The organism is Bacillus sp. MRMR6, assembly GCF_001940785.1.
Taxonomy (GTDB): Bacteria; Bacillota; Bacilli; order Bacillales; family Cytobacillaceae; genus Neobacillus.
In genome coordinates this window covers 1-16279 of the sequence record NZ_MSLS01000013.1, presented here as the reverse complement: position 1 = coordinate 16279, position 16279 = coordinate 1, and the positions used below count along the sequence as shown (strand labels likewise).

Annotated in this window: 14 protein-coding genes, 1 rRNA gene, 1 pseudogene and 1 other annotated feature; of the genes and pseudogenes, 6 read left to right on the top strand and 10 right to left on the bottom strand. The window is 40.8% G+C overall.

The genetic code is table 11. The features are described 5' to 3' along the window. Positions 1 to 80 precede the first annotated feature (80 nt). Entirely contained in the window at positions 81 to 1067 is a 987-nt protein-coding gene (locus tag BTR25_RS13795; RefSeq protein WP_075688630.1) for a stage II sporulation protein M, read from the top strand. Here BTR25_RS13795 and BTR25_RS13790 read toward each other — a convergent pair. The 5 genes from BTR25_RS13790 to BTR25_RS13770 are packed head-to-tail and all read right to left on the bottom strand — an operon-like array spanning position 1039 to position 5982. Beyond that, complete coding sequence (locus BTR25_RS13790; protein ID WP_254842713.1) at positions 1039 to 2400, bottom strand: DUF58 domain-containing protein; 1362 nt, start codon at positions 2398 to 2400, stop codon at positions 1039 to 1041. The genes BTR25_RS13795 and BTR25_RS13790 overlap by 29 nt on opposite strands. Continuing rightward, on the bottom strand, positions 2351 to 3280 hold the full coding sequence (locus BTR25_RS13785) for an AAA family ATPase (protein WP_075688629.1): 930 nt from the start codon (positions 3278 to 3280) through the stop codon (positions 2351 to 2353). The genes BTR25_RS13790 and BTR25_RS13785 overlap by 50 nt, the downstream gene beginning before the upstream one ends. Continuing rightward, positions 3277 to 4395, bottom strand: a complete 1119-nt coding sequence (locus BTR25_RS13780) for a DUF4350 domain-containing protein (protein ID WP_075688628.1) — start codon at positions 4393 to 4395, stop codon at positions 3277 to 3279. The genes BTR25_RS13785 and BTR25_RS13780 overlap by 4 nt, the downstream gene beginning before the upstream one ends. After that, complete coding sequence (locus tag BTR25_RS13775; RefSeq protein WP_075688627.1) at positions 4385 to 5056, bottom strand: DUF4129 domain-containing protein; 672 nt, start codon at positions 5054 to 5056, stop codon at positions 4385 to 4387. The genes BTR25_RS13780 and BTR25_RS13775 overlap by 11 nt, the downstream gene beginning before the upstream one ends. 14 nt (positions 5057 to 5070) lie before the next feature. Then, positions 5071 to 5982, bottom strand: coding sequence for a hypothetical protein (locus tag BTR25_RS13770; RefSeq protein ID WP_075688626.1), 912 nt, complete (start codon positions 5980 to 5982; stop codon positions 5071 to 5073). A 234-nt stretch (positions 5983 to 6216) separates the two neighbouring features. On the opposite strand from BTR25_RS13770, the gene BTR25_RS13765 reads away from it, so the two are divergent. The 4 genes from BTR25_RS13765 to BTR25_RS27660 all read left to right on the top strand — a co-directional run bounded on the left by BTR25_RS13765 (position 6217) and on the right by BTR25_RS27660 (position 8232). Further along, positions 6217 to 6399 (top strand): YolD-like family protein, encoded by a 183-nt coding sequence (locus BTR25_RS13765; protein WP_075688625.1) that lies wholly within the window; start codon positions 6217 to 6219, stop codon positions 6397 to 6399. A 120-nt stretch (positions 6400 to 6519) separates the two neighbouring features. Next, positions 6520 to 6990: a divergent PAP2 family protein gene (locus tag BTR25_RS13760; RefSeq protein WP_075688624.1), complete on the top strand. Its 471-nt coding sequence runs from the start codon at positions 6520 to 6522 to the stop codon at positions 6988 to 6990. A 156-nt stretch (positions 6991 to 7146) separates the two neighbouring features. Beyond that, positions 7147 to 7965, top strand: a complete 819-nt coding sequence (locus BTR25_RS13755; RefSeq protein WP_075688623.1) for an RMD1 family protein — start codon at positions 7147 to 7149, stop codon at positions 7963 to 7965. Positions 7966 to 8088: 123 nt separating this feature from the next. After that, positions 8089 to 8232 (top strand): hypothetical protein, encoded by a 144-nt coding sequence (locus BTR25_RS27660; protein ID WP_175596787.1) that lies wholly within the window; start codon positions 8089 to 8091, stop codon positions 8230 to 8232. A gap of 87 nt (positions 8233 to 8319) precedes the next feature. On the opposite strand, the gene BTR25_RS13750 is transcribed toward BTR25_RS27660, so the two are convergent. The 4 genes and pseudogenes from BTR25_RS13750 to BTR25_RS13735 all read right to left on the bottom strand — a co-directional run bounded on the left by BTR25_RS13750 (position 8320) and on the right by BTR25_RS13735 (position 12367). Beyond that, positions 8320 to 9183 (bottom strand): alpha/beta hydrolase, encoded by an 864-nt coding sequence (locus BTR25_RS13750; RefSeq protein ID WP_075688622.1) that lies wholly within the window; start codon positions 9181 to 9183, stop codon positions 8320 to 8322. A 183-nt stretch (positions 9184 to 9366) separates the two neighbouring features. Continuing rightward, positions 9367 to 10218 (bottom strand): nitroreductase family protein, encoded by an 852-nt coding sequence (locus tag BTR25_RS13745; protein ID WP_254842712.1) that lies wholly within the window; start codon positions 10216 to 10218, stop codon positions 9367 to 9369. 119 nt (positions 10219 to 10337) lie between these two features. Then, a pseudogene (locus BTR25_RS13740) lies at positions 10338 to 11312 on the bottom strand (Na/Pi cotransporter family protein); the annotation flags it as partial. 212 nt (positions 11313 to 11524) lie between these two features. Beyond that, positions 11525 to 12367 carry a P-loop NTPase family protein gene (locus BTR25_RS13735; RefSeq protein WP_075688621.1) on the bottom strand — a complete coding sequence of 281 codons (843 nt, stop codon included), beginning with the start codon at positions 12365 to 12367 and terminating at the stop codon, positions 11525 to 11527. A 250-nt stretch (positions 12368 to 12617) separates the two neighbouring features. On the opposite strand from BTR25_RS13735, the gene BTR25_RS13730 reads away from it, so the two are divergent. Next, positions 12618 to 13001 (top strand): hypothetical protein, encoded by a 384-nt coding sequence (locus BTR25_RS13730; RefSeq protein ID WP_075688620.1) that lies wholly within the window; start codon positions 12618 to 12620, stop codon positions 12999 to 13001. 217 nt (positions 13002 to 13218) lie between these two features. Continuing rightward, positions 13219 to 15892 (bottom strand) — a sequence feature (most likely nonfunctional fraction of RNA operon). A gap of 195 nt (positions 15893 to 16087) precedes the next feature. On the opposite strand, the gene BTR25_RS27975 is transcribed toward BTR25_RS13730, so the two are convergent. Next, positions 16088 to 16279 (bottom strand): 16S ribosomal RNA (locus BTR25_RS27975); the annotation flags it as partial.

Sequence of the window (16279 nt, the reverse complement as noted above, 5' to 3'; positions counted from 1 at the left end):
ATGAATTTTATTTTTGTGTTTCTATTATTCTACAAAATTACTATAATAAGGAATGGTAACTAAATCAAGAAGGTGATTAAATGGATCGAAAGCAATTTGTAAAACAGCATCGAGAAAATTGGAAACAACTCGAAGAAATGATTTCCCTTTTTAGTAAGAACAAAAATACCGTTACCGGTGAACAGATTACTGATTTTTACCGACTATATCAAAAATCAGCGCAGAATCTTTCCTATAGCCAGACATACTTTCCAAACGATCAAGTAACCGAATACTTAAACGGCCTTGTTTCTAAAGCGCACAACCTCTTATATAGAGATCAAGTATCAAGTTTCAAACAAATCCGTTATTTTTTTAGTACTCAATTTATTGGGTTGTTATTCGAGCAATGGAAGTTTGTTGTTATCGCGATGGTTTTGTTTATGATTGGCTTTGTTGGAAGCTATCTTTCGGTCATGAATGATCCACTGCATATGTACTCTATACTTCCTGCTGAGATTGCGGGAGGTGTTGATCCTGGGCAGCTTGGTCAGCATGAGGGAGCAGTTGATTCCACCTATATGTCTGCCAGCATTATGACAAACAATATTCAAGTTGCAATCCTGGCCTTTGCGGGGGGCGTCACCTTCGGGCTCTTGACTGTTTATTTATTAATCTATAATGGCCTGATTGTGGGTGCCCTTGCCGCCTTATTTTGGCATCATGGGAAATCCTATGATTTTTGGGCCTATATTGTTCCCCATGGGATGATTGAGCTAACGGCGATTTTTATCGCTGGTGGTGCGGGCTTGTTAATGGGCTACAAACTTTTTGTACCAGGCAGCCACTCAAGAGTGTATCAATTAAAGGTGCATGCGAAACGTTCTGTCATGCTTTTACTTGGTACCATTCCACTGTTTATCATTGCCGGCATTATTGAAGGCTTCATTACACCAGCAGCTATCCCGCTCGAAGCTAAATACTTGATTGCGTTCTTAACTGTGATTGGTTTAGTTCTTTATGTAACGGTAGGAAAGCTAAAGCTGGTCAAAGACCAGCTTAGAGCACATTCTGATTCATCATATTGATATAATAGGAAACGGCTGCAGCCGCTAATTTTTCCTCACGGGCCTCAATCATTTGCAGGCCTTGTTTTTCCCACTTCATCTTCTCACGTTTCTTCAACAAGAACTGCTGCTGTGCAATACTTTTAAGCATCGCTGCTTGCACATCAACGGGCTCCTCGTTAATTCGCTCGATCAATGTTTTGTCTTCAATCCCGATCATGAAAAACAAATGCCGCTGACGGAGTCTTTTTAAGTAGGCCAGTGCACTTTCCTCAAATAAGAAGGTTTTTACATCGCTAAATAAGAGCAGCAGACTTCGCTTCTTTTGAACCATTTCTAAATAGTGCAAAACTGCGGGATAATTCGATTCAACTGCATCAACATGTAAGGAATAGATATTTTCAAGTATGGTCTTAAGGTGTCCCATCCCCTTAGCTGGTGGAACATAAACCTTTATTTCTTTTGAAAAAGCAAGGACCGAAACATAATCACCCTTTTGCAATGCAGCAGCGGCAACGGTCATCGAAGCTTCCAGCACTTTTTCTAAACGATTCCCGTTTGTCAGTTCAGCGCCCATCATCCTGCCGCAGTCAATTAAAATGGTAATATACTTCCCATGCTCTGGCTCATAATCATTTGTCATCACTTCGTGCAATTTAGCCGTCTGTCTCCAGTTAATCTTGCGCGGGTCATCACCAACGACATAGCTCCTAATTTTTGAAAAGTCTCCGACGCCACTTCGCTGTTTTCTGATTTTGACACCTTCATAAAGCAAAAAAGACTGTGCATTTTCTAAAAATTGCTTGGTTTCTGTTAAATCAGGTATCACCTTAATCGAGTTTGGCAGATCGATGGTGGTTTGCTTTTCCCAAAGCCCAAGCAAACTTCGATACCGAAAAAATAACTGCTCGATTTCAACCTTTCCCCGAACGCTTGGGGAAGTTTGATAGCTTATCTTTGTCGTTCTGTCCTTCCTCGCAATCCCTGATAAAGGAAATTCCATCTGAAAGGAATGTGGTAAGTCATCAATCAAACGGAAATAAAAAGAATGCTGTGAGTTATTTTTTATATCGATTTCTACCTGGTAGGAAAGGTCTCTTTCCATTTCCTCCGGTAAGCGGCGGGAAAAGGATAGCTGACCTCTCTTCGGTGAAAACCATAAATCCACCAAACTAGTCAAAAGAATAAAGAGATTAACCGTTATGATGGTAAACCAAGACAGATCGCCCAATAGAGTACCTATTAATAGGAAGGGTGAGACTAGAAGAAAGAGCAGTAACAGCCGTGTTGTAGGCAGAACCCCTCTACCTTGGAACAGGAACCGCCCCCACAAGCTCTTCAATGATTTGGTCAACCGTACCACCCTCCAATTCTACATACGGAGATAATTGCATTCGATGTCTTAAGGCTGGTTTGGTAACCATTTTAATATCATCTGGTGTTACATAGTTTCTTCCGGCAAGATAGGCCCATGCTTGTGAAGCCTTGCCAATTGAGATTCCCGCCCTCGTACTCGCACCAAAGCGAATGGCATCAGATTCACGGGTTTTTCGAACGAGCTGCATAATATAATCTAGGACTCCATCGCCTATTGTTACCGTTTCAATTTCTTGTCGGATGGTAAGAAAAGTAGTTAGATCAAGTACTGGTGTATCAGCTGTTTCTGAAAAGCGATGATCGATTACTTGTCTTAAGACGTTCTTTTCCTCCTCAAAAGAAGGAAAGTTTATTTGCAACTTAAAGAGGAATCGATCCTGCTGTGCTTCCGGAAGCGGATAGGTCCCTTCAAATTCGATAGGATTTTGAGTCGCCACCACAAAGAACACTTCTGGTAGAAAGTAGGTTTCCCCTTGAATCGTGACCTGTTTTTCTTCCATTGCTTCTAACAATGCTGCCTGTGTTTTTGCCGGTGTCCGGTTGATTTCATCAGCTAGCAAGATATTGGTAAAGATGGGTCCTTTAAGGGTTTGAAAGCTACCCTCTTTTAAGTTATATATTGAACTCCCTGTTATATCACTTGGCAACAGGTCAGGGGTAAACTGAATTCGATTGAAGCTACCTCCTAGCAGACTTGCTAGCGTTCTGACCATTTGCGTTTTTCCTGTACCCGGAACCCCTTCAAGCAGAACATGACCTCCTGTTAAAATAGCAGATAAAAGCAGCCTAAGATTTAAACTTTGCCCAATAATTCGTTGTTCATATTTTACTAAAAAGGATGTTAGTTCTTCTCTCATCCTTCCTCCACCTCTTTCCTTAATTGCTCAAGAATTCTCGACCAAAGCAAAAATTCTTGTTTGGTTAGTTTCTCCTTTGCGAGAATATCAGCTAATCCTTTTAAAAATGTAGGTATTTCATTTGCCGATATCATCCGTGTCTTTCTTTCAAGAAATCCAGTCAGATCCTTCCACTCAAGGCTATATGGAATTCCCCATCGTTCTGAGAGAGCAAGTTTCAGATAATCAGCTTGGATTTTAATAGAATCATGGTATCGACTTCCTCTTACATACCATGCAGTAATCGCGCGGATCCCCTCATCACTAAATCTGACACTTTCCTCTCTTGGGTCAGCAATCTTACTAAAACGTTTTCCTCTCAGCCACAGCCAAAGAATGGTGATCATTATCCCTTGAACTAGGAGCAGTAACAGCCACTTTGGGTAAATCGTTAAATAACTTTCAGTGCTTTCACCTTTATGAATATACTCATCAAAAAGAATCTGACTAGTAGAACCTATATTGATAAGCTCCAAAATTAATGATAGATGATCATGGCTTAAAAGATTTCTGTTGATAATCCATTCGGGAGTAATGCTAACGATAATTTCCCCTTTACCAACTGGACGTTTTAGTGCAACAGCACCAAGTGAATCTGATAATAAAACCTCCTCATTTTCCCTAGGAACGAGGCGCATAGGAGACAATATTTCAGCTTGGTATTGATGATGATCTTTGTTGGTAACCGAGTTTACCGGGACATCCTCTGTCACACTCACAGTATTGAAGGGTAACATTTCGTCTGGGTTTGTTTGAAGCAAAAGAATAGTATTTCCAGCCTCTATAAATCTAAGATAATCGTTTGTAGTTTGTTGATCTTTTAGATGTGTTGGTTCAATCATGATAAGCAAATTGCCCTCTGTTTTTGGCAGAAGTTCAGGTTTATGTGACCACTGCTTACTTCCCTTTTCGTTATATAGATAGGTATAAATGGCCTTCACTCCGCTTGGAGAAGGAGAATCTGAAACATAGTCCGGGTAGGTATTTGGCTGTTCAGAAAAGGAAAAGTAATTTACAATCGCAAATAGGAGCAGCAAAAGGGAAAGCAAAATCATTGATTGTTTTTTATTCATCATCTCGAATCCCCATTTCTGTCAGGGGTACATTTGCTGGACCTGTTTGATTCAGCCAGAGCATCACATCTTGACGAAATGCAAGATATTCTTCTCGTGAGACAGTACGCTCGCCATATGTCACTTCATCAAAGAAGGACGCAAGAGAATAGAATTTCTCCGCAGCCTGCTGGTCAATCCTGCGTAATTCATCGTAATACTCCCAGTTCGTTTTCCAAATCCTTGCCTCCAGCCATTTTCGCTCATGAAAGGAAAGCAATAAGGCTAAAAATAAATGCCTGGTCGCCAACATGTATTCTTCTAAATCTTCCTGCTTCTTTGCTTCTGTTATATGCTGTTGAAATGACCAATTACTCTCCAGCATCGATTGTAAGATTGACTGCTGACGGAGCAGGCGATTTCGTTTTACATTTCGAATTAGGAGAAATGCGCTAAGTGCTAATAGCAATAAAACGATGACAATGATGGTTACTAAGATGGGCACAGAGGCCGCGCCGGCTGTTTCGACAGACGGCAGCAACTTGACCAACTGACTTCCAATCCATTCTTTCGCGTTTTCCCACCATGTTTCAAGCCATCCCTTAGAATTCTTGTAATAAACTTGATATTCTTCTTCATTTAAAATTGCTCTTAGTTGTTCTCTTGCATCATTTGGTTCAAGCATGGTTTTCACCTGGCCTATTCTTTGTACTCCTCAATCAAATCTTTTAGATCTTCGGCGTTATGTCTAATTTTCAAATCGAAATACATGACGGCATAGCCTACTGAGAAAATTAACGTGGTAACGATCGTCATCAAGTTTGTAATCAGTGATAACAAAACACTGTTACCTAAGAACACACCAAACGTCATTTCAACGACGGAACTCATAATCGAAATGATCAGATAAAAAATGATATATAGTCCCATCAATGTCCAAGTGCGTTTTTTTGTTAAGCGAAAGCTTCTTGAAAATCCAGGTGAATCCTTTTCTAACACTACGGAAGCAAAATAAAAGCTTAGGCGAGTAAGAATGTATGCGATTACCACACCAACACCAAGAACAAATACGATTGCCAATAGAATACTAAATATCGGGTTGACCGCTTGCTCAACTGCACCTGCGAGCATGAAAATAAGAATGACAGGCACGAATATGAATCCTACTATAATGATCCCATATAGGATGTTACTGCCGAGCATCGCCCAAAACCTGGACAATGCTTGTTTTATAACAGAGCCAACTGTGTATTCCTCGTTCTTTTGAATGTGGTTAACGGCAAATAAAATGGCTGCCTCTGCAATTGGAAATAAAAGTAGACTAATGAGTCCAATTACAGCCATTCCGATTTCCGCCCCCATATTGGCAGTTTCAAAAGTTCCTGTGGTATCAAAACTACTCAACATTTGTTCAAACCATCCGCTTCCAGTCCCTGCWTCTCTAAAGAAACTTGTTCCAGAAACCATTTGGAGAATGGCTTGCAGTAAATAAACGGGCCCCATTAGAAGCAATAAAATGATAAAAAAGTCCTTAAAACGATCTTTACTTAAACTAAAGGAAAGATCTAGAATTTCTCCAAATGTTTTTGGCTTTTTAAACTTTGTTTGCACGGTTGTATCCCCCTAAAAAATGTGTGGTTAATAAAAACCATTTTATCATTATTCTTCCATAATAAGTGTAAAAAGTTGTTAAATTGAGAAAAAACTAAACAATTGCACGAAGGAAACAAGTTAACAAAAACAGCTGAAAACTTTAAGGTATTTTTACAATAAGTTCATACTTTCTTAAAGGTTCAACTGTATGATGGTAAGTAATGGAAGTACATGATTAGGAGGAGTTCAGCTATGTTTTTAAAAAAAATGAGCGAAAATAAACCCATCACCATTACTTATTTTTCAAACGGGGTTTTAAAAACCTATAAAGGCCGAATTCATCGCCTAAATTTACTGGATCAAATTCTTCTCTTGAAGGATGAGCAGCACAAGGTTTTCTCGGTTCATTTATCAAGGATAAATTCAATTAAATAGATTTCGCAATAGGTGTTCGCAATAACTTACCTTCCTTTGTTTTTTTAAGTCGGATTTAAATTGACATCATATAAATCTTAGAGTTGGTGCTATAATAAGGACTAAAAGAGGTGATATTTGATGTTTTTATCCTTACCCATTTTGGCGGCTCTTTTAGGGATGTTATTTGCACAATTCGTAAAGATCCCTATTCACTATATCGCAACAAGGGAATTAAGGTGGAATCTCATGTTCAGCACGGGCGGCATGCCAAGCTCTCATACAGCCACGGTTACATCCTTGTCTACTGCGATAGGCTTGGTTGCTGGATTTATGTCAAACGAATTTGCAATCTGTGTCGTATTGYCATCGATTGTGATGCATGATGCAATGGGAGTTCGAAGACATGCCGGTTATCATGCTGAGGTGTTAAACACCTTGTTGGTGGATTTTAATAGCCTGATTGAAACTTTAAAAGATCCAAACTTAAAGAAACCCGAGTCAAGAGAAAAATTAAAAGAACTACTAGGCCACCAGCCAACAGAGGTTTTCTTTGGAGCATTAACCGGAATAGCGGTTGGATTAATCACCTATTTTTTGTATACATTTTAATGATTTTTGAGTTTATTACATATTAATCACCTTCCAAATCCACCTTCTAAGGTGGATTTTTTACATTTGGCCAATACTAGGTAATTTATATACCTTGTCCACATATATTAGATTAWCTAGCAAAAGCTGACCAATTGATGGAAAAGAGTGATAATAATGAACCCACTTACCTTTAAAGCCTTTGCAATAACCAATGAAATTGATTTGAATAAAATTGCTAATAACTGCGGAATCCCCAAAAAATTCACTTGGGAAGAACCTTTAATTTTAAAAGGGAGTATTCTACAATCCATCCTTCAGAAAGAAGTGGACGAATGGCAAAGTGTTTTGGTATTTTCCTTTGGCAGCATTGTCTTTATTAATCATTCGAATGACAATGAAATTAGTACTCTCTTCAAATATATCCAAACCTTCGAGGCGGATATTGTTCTCAGAAATGTAGCCAAATATAGTGATGACTATCGTCTCCATGTTCAAGAAACCGAAAATATTGAGCTGACCGACGAGTACGTGGTGATACCAGAATATGAAGACTTTTACCCAGAATTAATCTCCACGGTGATTGCAAAATCTGTAGCATTGGAGAAAACAGAAGAACAGCTTGGAAAGATCCACGATAAACTCGAAACGATGATTGACCGCCTTGAAAAAGGCAAGCTGAGGATTGGAAACAAAGAACTCGCGAGGACGACGGCAAAGATCGTCCGTCATGAATATAATACTCTCGCCTATATTATGATTCTTGATAAACCCGATATCACATGGACGAGTAGCACTGCAAGTGGTTTCTACGACCAGATGGTTGAATTCTTCGAGTTAAACGATCGATATAAAATCTTGAAAAGCAAAACAGAAATCTTATATAACATCATGGATGGTTTCTCCACCATCAGCCACTCCATCCGTGGACTCTTCGTTGAGTGGACCATTGTCATACTCATTCTGTTCGACATCATCATCAACCTACTGCCCTGATGGGCCCAATTCACTGTCACCGCCCTCTAATTTTCTTGTTATACAAGCTTGAGTGTCACGCATGTTTGAATAGGATCACTTTTTCAGGTTACTACTAACACTAGTAATTGGAGGTGATAGTAAATGGCTCATAAAGATCCAATCGAATATTCAGGTAAGGTTCTTGATCAACGAAATGATCTTACAGGTCCTGATGATGGTGGTAAGGTGGATTATCCTAAAAGACCCGAGCATGTTTCTATAAATGACTCAAAAAAGATGAAGTAATTGTATTTTTTAGGAGATGGTCCCTTTATAAATGCATAGAAAAGCCCATCTACTCCTATAAATAGAGAAGCTGGGCTTTTTTTAGTATTAAACATATTTTCTTTGATGTCCCCTTTGTGCTTTGACGATTTGTTGGTCAAGCCAACTGACCAAATCGTTCAAAAACTTCTCTTTACCCGAGCCATCAAACGGGCGGTGCCTTGCAGAAGCGTACTCAAGCAGCTGTTTATTTTCGGACCCGACATGAGTAAAGAAATCCTTTAGCTTTGCTGGAGGTGTAATTTTGTCTTCGAGGCCATATTGAAGCAACATTGGTAACCTCAACGAGTGTGCACGAGTTTCTACTCTTGCTCTAGCCTCAATCAAACCACGGCCTAAACCCGGTGTTATAATATTATGGCGTAAGAGGTCAGAATAAAATTTAGAATGCTTAGCGGGGTTTTTCGCCAGTTTTTGAAATCTTCCCGATAAGTTGATGCTGTAATCTGGTTTAAGTTTACTCATTAATGATATGCCTAATCGTTCGATTGGTTTCACTTCATAGGATAATGCGGGTGAAATCGCAACAATTCCAGACAGCCCTTTGCTGTGGTGTAAAGCATACTCTAAAGTAATCAGCGCACCAATACTATGACCTACAATATATAATGGCAGCCCAGGCTGCTCAGAGGTAACAAGCTTTCTGAACTGATGTAAATCTCCACTAAATTCGTCCCATGTCCTGATATATCCTCTTTTACCTTTGCTTTTGCCGTGGCCACGAAGATCAAATGCAAAAACGATATAATTTTTCTTTACCAAGCTTAAACTTAGATTCTGCATTCCGCCACTGTGGTCACCGTGTCCATGTACTAAAATAACTGCAGCTTTTGGAGCCGATAATGGTGATTTTATCACTCGATAGAACAGCTCAGTTCCATCGACACCATTAAATGTCCCTTCTATTTTCATACTAAATAGTCCTCCTGTTAAACCCTACGCTGTATAAGTATTATTAATTTTATCTTTCAAGAAAGTTTACATTCAACAATTATAAATCAAATGGAATTTTATTGCATTACCATTCGTCATAAGGAATTGAAAAAATAAAACAGAAGACCCAAAAATCGCCTCCTGTAGATATGGTTCATATTTTTAATTATCTATTTTCCAGGTCACCAAATACTCCATTTGAGCATTTGATGTCATAATCTCTGGGTCTTCCACTACCCATGTTCCGCTAATATATAGCTCTTCACAGGCCAATTCGAACTGACACATGGCGATTCCAATATCTAGTAACTGCATATCGTAGCCTAACTTTGAACTATAATTTGGTGTATGCTCGATATATAAATGACAATGTGCACGATCCTCAGATAAAACCATGCGCCAGGGCTGCTTATTGGATGCAGATGGACCAAGTCTTACCATTTCGAGTGGTAATTCAACCCTTCCTGCTTGTTCTTTTGTTAACGCAGTATCGAAAGTTCCGTTATAAAAAAGTTGATCCCAAGACTTTCTATTATCTGCTTTAACAACCTTGCGCAATGCCTTATCGAATATTCGCTGTTTATCAGCTGGATAGCCTATAGGGGTAATACAGGGGATAAACTCGCCTCCACTAAGAGAAATTTCTTTTTCAAACGAATGGCGATTGAATGTCCCTCCCATCCAGCATGTTCCCAGCCCCATTTCTGTCAAAAGTAAAATGAGTTTTTGAAAAGTGTAGGCAAAATCAACCAAAGAATATTTCTGATTTTCAGATATCCCGACCAAGTAGGCTCTAGGATTTTTAATAAAACCATATGTTCCTAACTTAATCCCTTTATCTGTTACATTACCAGTAAGCTGAACTAGCTCAATTTTTCCTGATCCACCTAGCGGTCCAATGAAATTTGATTTCTCATTTATGTACGTCTTTATTTTATCCAAATCTGACTTGGAAATATGGTGTGGATCATAGGTTCTAATGGACTGGCGTTTTCGCATTGTTTCTATAGACAATTGTATCTCTCCCCCTTAAGGAAACTTACTCAGAGCTATTATACTCTAAATTGCCTTCCCTTTATTGATTATCGGTTTTCAATAGGTTCTATTTCCTCCAATTTACTTAATTTAAACGCAGGGGATAAAACCTTCGATTGGTTCTCATCCCGTATCACTTTGGTTACGAACCAGGCAATGGCAGCTATAAATGGAAATTGGATTAATGTATTCGTAATATTGAAAACACCATGTGCAAAGGCAATCGTCATTTCTGGATTTAATAGAAGTGTATGCTGCATTAGCCCTACAGCTTTTGTAAAAGGAATGAGCAGGATGGTAAAAATGATCGACCCGACCAAATTAAAGAGCACATGTACCATGGCAGCACGTTTAGCTGCAACCGATGCACCTATACTCGCCAAAACAGCCGTTATCGTCGTTCCGAGATTATCCCCGAACAAAACGGGTAGTGCAGCATCTAAATGTAAAGAACCTTGTGCAAATAATTCTTGTAAGATTCCGATTGTGGCACTCGAACTTTGTACAATTAAAGTAAATACCGTACCAACTAGAACACCAAGGAAGGGATTGTCGCTCATACTAAGCATTAAATCCTGAAACGCCTCTAGTGTTCTTAACGGTTTCATACCGATACTCATTAAATCGAGGCCATAAAATAATGCACCAAAGCCGAAAATCACTTGACCTAGAGCTTGAATTTTCTCTTTTCTAAAAAAGAAAATGGCTGCAGCTCCAACTGCAATAATCGGCAGTGCATAGGCATCAATGTCAATGCCAATAATAAAGGCCGTAACCGTTGTTCCAATATTTGCTCCCATGATGACACCGATTGCTTGTCTCAATGTCATAAATCCTGCACTGACTAGTCCTACGGTTAAGGCGGTTGTTCCGGAGCTAGATTGAATTAAAGCGGTTACAAATATTCCTACTAAAACACCCATTAACGGATTGGTTGTAAAACGATCTAGAATTCCTCTTAAACGATCTCCTGCTGATTTCTGAAGGCCATCTCCCATATATTTTATACCAAATAAGAAGATTCCCAATCCACCAATAAATTGGAATAGCATTTCTTGAACATTAATGTCCAAAAGAATCAGCCCCTTCAATAGCTTTAAAAAGTCCTATAAATTTATTATGAATTTTTTAGCTTTAAAGTGTAAACCTCCTAAGACAAGACTTTACATTAACTTTACATTCTGTTCACAATTTCACATAAAACTGACAAATTTTTTGATTAATAACACCATTGCCAAATATCTAATCATGCAAAAAACCACCCCAATAAGAGTGGATTTTGTAATTAGAACCCAAATATTTCTACTAATCTTGCTTTGTGAAGAGCTAGATTAAACTCGGTATTATCCAGTTTAAATTTTGATATTTTTAATGATTCATATATGTTAGATTCCAACTGTTGTCTTGCCTTAAGCACGGAAATGGTTCCCTCTACCCCGAAAGCACCTTGTTTCTTGCCATAACCTTGACGATTGTAATATTCCATAAACCCCTTAGACCATTCTTCGGGTCTTTCTTTGACTGCCTTTTTAAAGGATTGTGAAAGATCCTGCTGATTTACATAAACCAGGATAGGGTTTAATGGTTTAATAGCAGCAGCTAACCGTTCAACATATTTCAAAACCAGTTCTTCAGAAGCGCCATATTTAATCATTCCAACCGTAACTGGATTTTGAATAAAGCAGCTTTCAAAAATATATGTATCATCACTGGGCATTACTCTCTTACAGAATTTTTTCCATTTTTCTGTGATTAAATGCATATTTATTTCTAAAGGGAGTTCATAAATATCGTGTTCCCAAAGTTTGGTCTGAAGCGATTCTGTCATTTCAGCCTCGCCTATTTCTTCTGTCAAAGTTGGTCTATACAGAACGTACCCCTCTGGTAGTACTTCCGCATGCTTTAGTAACTGATCTTGAATCCTGCTGTGCTTTCGAAGTAGCTTTGTAAACTCATCTTTTGTAAAGAAAGAGGCTAATTCATAATCTGCAGGATGGTCAACATTCCCTTCAAGATATAGCTTAGAATTGATGTTATTATCTTTTAGAATATCATTTATAAGTTGGGCTGATGTAGATTTTCCTGATCCAGGAAGTCCCTCAACCATAATTAATTTTGTTTTTACCATAATTCTAATCCCCTAACCAAAGTTCTTTACTAAAAGATTAGCATAAAACATCAGTTTTGTAATTTTTTATCAAAAGTGAAACATACTGACCGTACTTATCGTATTAACTTATGTAAAGGTGTTAAACCCATGCAAAATTCTTATAATGTGAATATTAATAATATATTTGTTCTACTACGTGATATTATAATCTACTAGAAGTAAATTGGCTAAGCTGGAAAAATAAAAGCGGTAAAAGGAGATCCCAATCATGTTCTTAACTGAACTTAAAAAAGAAGAGAAAGAAGCTTTTCTTGAATTAGCTTCATTAATTGCCAAAATTGATGGTAATCATTCAATCTTTGAACACTCGATCCTAAAAGAATATCGTAACGAATTAGGGATGAAGGACTATGTGATAAAGGGAGTGCCTATCGAAGAAATTCTTAATGTTTATACATCTGAACGTTCAAAAAACATTGTTTTAACTGAAATTTTAAGGTTAATTTTCTCAGATGGTGTATACCATGATTATGAAAAAGATTCTGTTCGTTACATTAAGAATCATTTTGGATTTGCATCTAATGAATATGAAAGCATGAAAGACTGGGTAGCGAAGATAAAAGAACTTGCCAATTATCCTGAGAATGTATGATTTTTTATTTTGGTTAGGTTTTAGTTAAGGAAAGGAAATAATGCCTTATCTAATGAGATAACAATTGTAATCTCGTTAGATTAGGTTTTTTCTATTTGTTCTCTGTTTGTGGCTAGTTTTGGATTGATTGATGTTGACAAAGAGGTAACTTAGACCGGAATTACAATTAATACACAAATAAAAGAGACAACCCCATTAAGGATCGTCTCTCTCATTTGCCTGGCAACGTCCTACTCTCACAGGGGCGCCTGCCCCAACTACCATCGGCGCTGAGAAGCTTAACTTCCGTGTTCGGTATGGGAACGGGTGTGACCTTCTCGCCTTAATTACCAGACTATTAAGTTTGAGGTTTGAGGGGGGCTTCATGCTTAGATGCTTTCAGCACTTATCCCGTCCGCACATAGCTACCCAGCGATGCCTTTGGCAAGACAACTGGTACACCAGCGGTGCGTCCATCCCGGTCCTCTCGTACTAAGGACAGCTCCTCTCAAATTTCCTGCGCCCACGACGGATAGGGACCGAACTGTCTCACGACGTTCTGAACCCAGCTCGCGTACCGCTTTAATGGGCGAACAGCCCAACCCTTGGGACCGACTACAGCCCCAGGATGCGATGAGCCGACATCGAGGTGCCAAACCTCCCCGTCGATGTGGACTCTTGGGGGAGATAAGCCTGTTATCCCCGGGGTAGCTTTTATCCGTTGAGCGATGGCCCTTCCATGCGGAACCACCGGATCACTAAGCCCGACTTTCGTCCCTGCTCGACTTGTAGGTCTCGCAGTCAAGCTCCCTTGTGCCTTTACACTCTACGAATGATTTCCAACCATTCTGAGGGAACCTTTGGGCGCCTCCGTTACTCTTTAGGAGGCGACCGCCCCAGTCAAACTGCCCACCTGACACTGTCTCCCACCCCGATAAGGGGTGCGGGTTAGAATTTCAATACAGCCAGGGTAGTATCCCACCGACGCCTCCACCGAAGCTAGCGCTCCGGCTTCTCAGGCTCCTACCTATCCTGTACAAGCTGTACCAAAATTCAATATCAGGCTGCAGTAAAGCTCCACGGGGTCTTTCCGTCCTGTCGCGGGTAACCTGCATCTTCACAGGTACTATAATTTCACCGAGTCTCTCGTTGAGACAGTGCCCAGATCGTTACGCCTTTCGTGCGGGTCGGAACTTACCCGACAAGGAATTTCGCTACCTTAGGACCGTTATAGTTACGGCCGCCGTTTACTGGGGCTTCGATTCAGAGCTTCGCTTAGCAGCTAACCCCTCCTCTTAACCTTCCAGCACCGGGCAGGCGTCAGCCCCTATACTTCGCCTTGCGGCTTCGCAGAGACCTGTGTTTTTGCTAAACAGTCGCCTGGGCCTATTCACTGCGGCTCTTCGAGGCTATGAACCCCAAAGAGCACCCCTTCTCCCGAAGTTACGGGGTCATTTTGCCGAGTTCCTTAACGAGAGTTCTCTCGCTCACCTTAGGATTCTCTCCTCGCCTACCTGTGTCGGTTTGCGGTACGGGCACCTTTTATCTCGCTAGAGGCTTTTCTTGGCAGTGTGGAATCAGGAACTTCGGTACTATATTTCCCTCGCTATCACAGCTCAGCCTTTACGGTAAGCGGATTTTCCTACTTACCAGCCTAACTGCTTAGACGCGCATATCCAACAGCGCGCTTACCCTATCCTCCTGCGTCCCCCCATCACTCAAACGATAAAGAGGTGGTACAGGAATATCAACCTGTTGTCCATCGCCTACGCCTTTCGGCCTCGGCTTAGGTCCCGACTAACCCTGAGAGGACGAGCCTTCCTCAGGAAACCTTAGGCATACGGTGGACGGGATTCTCACCCGTCTTTCGCTACTCATACCGGCATTCTCACTTCTAAGCGCTCCACCAGTCCTTACGGTCTAGCTTCAACGCCCTTAGAACGCTCTCCTACCACTGACACCAACGGTGTCAATCCACAGCTTCGGTGTTACGTTTAGCCCCGRTACATTTTCGGCGCAGAGTCACTCGACCAGTGAGCTATTACGCACTCTTTAAATGGTGGCTGCTTCTAAGCCAACATCCTGGTTGTCTAAGCAACTCCACATCCTTTTCCACTTAACGTAAACTTTGGGACCTTAGCTGGTGGTCTGGGCTGTTTCCCTTTTGACTACGGATCTTATCACTCGCAGTCTGACTCCCACGGATAAGTCTTTGGCATTCGGAGTTTGTCTGAATTCGGTAACCCGATGAGGGCCCCTAGTCCAAACAGTGCTCTACCTCCAAGACTCTTACAACGTGAGGCTAGCCCTAAAGCTATTTCGGAGAGAACCAGCTATCTCCAAGTTCGATTGGAATTTCTCCGCTACCCACACCTCATCCCCGCACTTTTCAACGTGCGTGGGTTCGGGCCTCCATCCAGTGTTACCTGGACTTCACCCTGGACATGGGTAGATCACCTGGTTTCGGGTCTACGACCACATACTAATTCGCCCTATTCAGACTCGCTTTCGCTGCGGCTCCGTCTTCTCAACTTAACCTTGCATGTAATCGTAACTCGCCGGTTCATTCTACAAAAGGCACGCCATCACCCATRAACGRGCTCTGACTACTTGTAGGCACACGGTTTCAGGATCTGTTTCACTCCCCTTCCGGGGTGCTTTTCACCTTTCCCTCACGGTACTGTTGCTTTCTCTTCCTCCGGGTACTTAGATGTTTCAGTTCCCCGGGTATGCCTTCAATACCCTATGTATTCAGGTAAAGATACTACTCCATTACGAGCAGTGGGTTCCCCCATTCGGAAATCTCCGGATCAAAGCTTACTTACAGCTCCCCGAAGCATATCGGTGTTAGTCCCGTCCTTCATCGGCTCCTAGTGCCAAGGCATCCACCGTGCGCCCTTTCTAACTTAACCTAAAAGGTTATTTTTCTTCTTAATTAAATAAGAGAGAAAATTAATATGGCGATTCTCGGTTCTTACTTGACTTCTTCTTTACGATTATCTAGTTTTCAAAGAACGAAAGTTCTGAGAGAAATTGCACTCTCAAAACTAAACAAACAAAAAGCGGTCAACTTTTTTATCAGTCCATACGGACTGCATTTTCCTTAGAAAGGAGGTGATCCAGCCGCACCTTCCGATACGGCTACCTTGTTACGACTTCACCCCAATCATCTGTCCCACCTTAGGCGGCTGGCTCCTTACGGTTACCCCACCGACTTCGGGTGTTACAAACTCTCGTGGTGTGACGGGCGGTGTGTACAAGGCCCGGGAACGTATTCACCGCGGCATGACCGCGGCATG

What these genes read in the sequence shown, in the direction of transcription:
- BTR25_RS13795 (WP_075688630.1), top strand. Translation starts at nt 81, where the DNA reads ATGGATCGAAAGCAATTTGTAAAACAGCATCGAGAAAATTGGAAACAA.
- BTR25_RS13785 (WP_075688629.1), bottom strand. Translation starts at nt 3,280, where the DNA reads ATGAGAGAAGAACTAACATCCTTTTTAGTAAAATATGAACAACGAATT.
- BTR25_RS13780 (WP_075688628.1), bottom strand. Translation starts at nt 4,395, where the DNA reads ATGATGAATAAAAAACAATCAATGATTTTGCTTTCCCTTTTGCTGCTC.
- BTR25_RS13775 (WP_075688627.1), bottom strand. Translation starts at nt 5,056, where the DNA reads ATGCTTGAACCAAATGATGCAAGAGAACAACTAAGAGCAATTTTAAAT.
- BTR25_RS13765 (WP_075688625.1), top strand. Translation starts at nt 6,217, where the DNA reads ATGTTTTTAAAAAAAATGAGCGAAAATAAACCCATCACCATTACTTAT.
- BTR25_RS13755 (WP_075688623.1), top strand. Translation starts at nt 7,147, where the DNA reads ATGAACCCACTTACCTTTAAAGCCTTTGCAATAACCAATGAAATTGAT.
- BTR25_RS27660 (WP_175596787.1), top strand. Translation starts at nt 8,089, where the DNA reads ATGGCTCATAAAGATCCAATCGAATATTCAGGTAAGGTTCTTGATCAA.
- BTR25_RS13750 (WP_075688622.1), bottom strand. Translation starts at nt 9,183, where the DNA reads ATGAAAATAGAAGGGACATTTAATGGTGTCGATGGAACTGAGCTGTTC.
- BTR25_RS13735 (WP_075688621.1), bottom strand. Translation starts at nt 12,367, where the DNA reads ATGGTAAAAACAAAATTAATTATGGTTGAGGGACTTCCTGGATCAGGA.
- BTR25_RS13730 (WP_075688620.1), top strand. Translation starts at nt 12,618, where the DNA reads ATGTTCTTAACTGAACTTAAAAAAGAAGAGAAAGAAGCTTTTCTTGAA.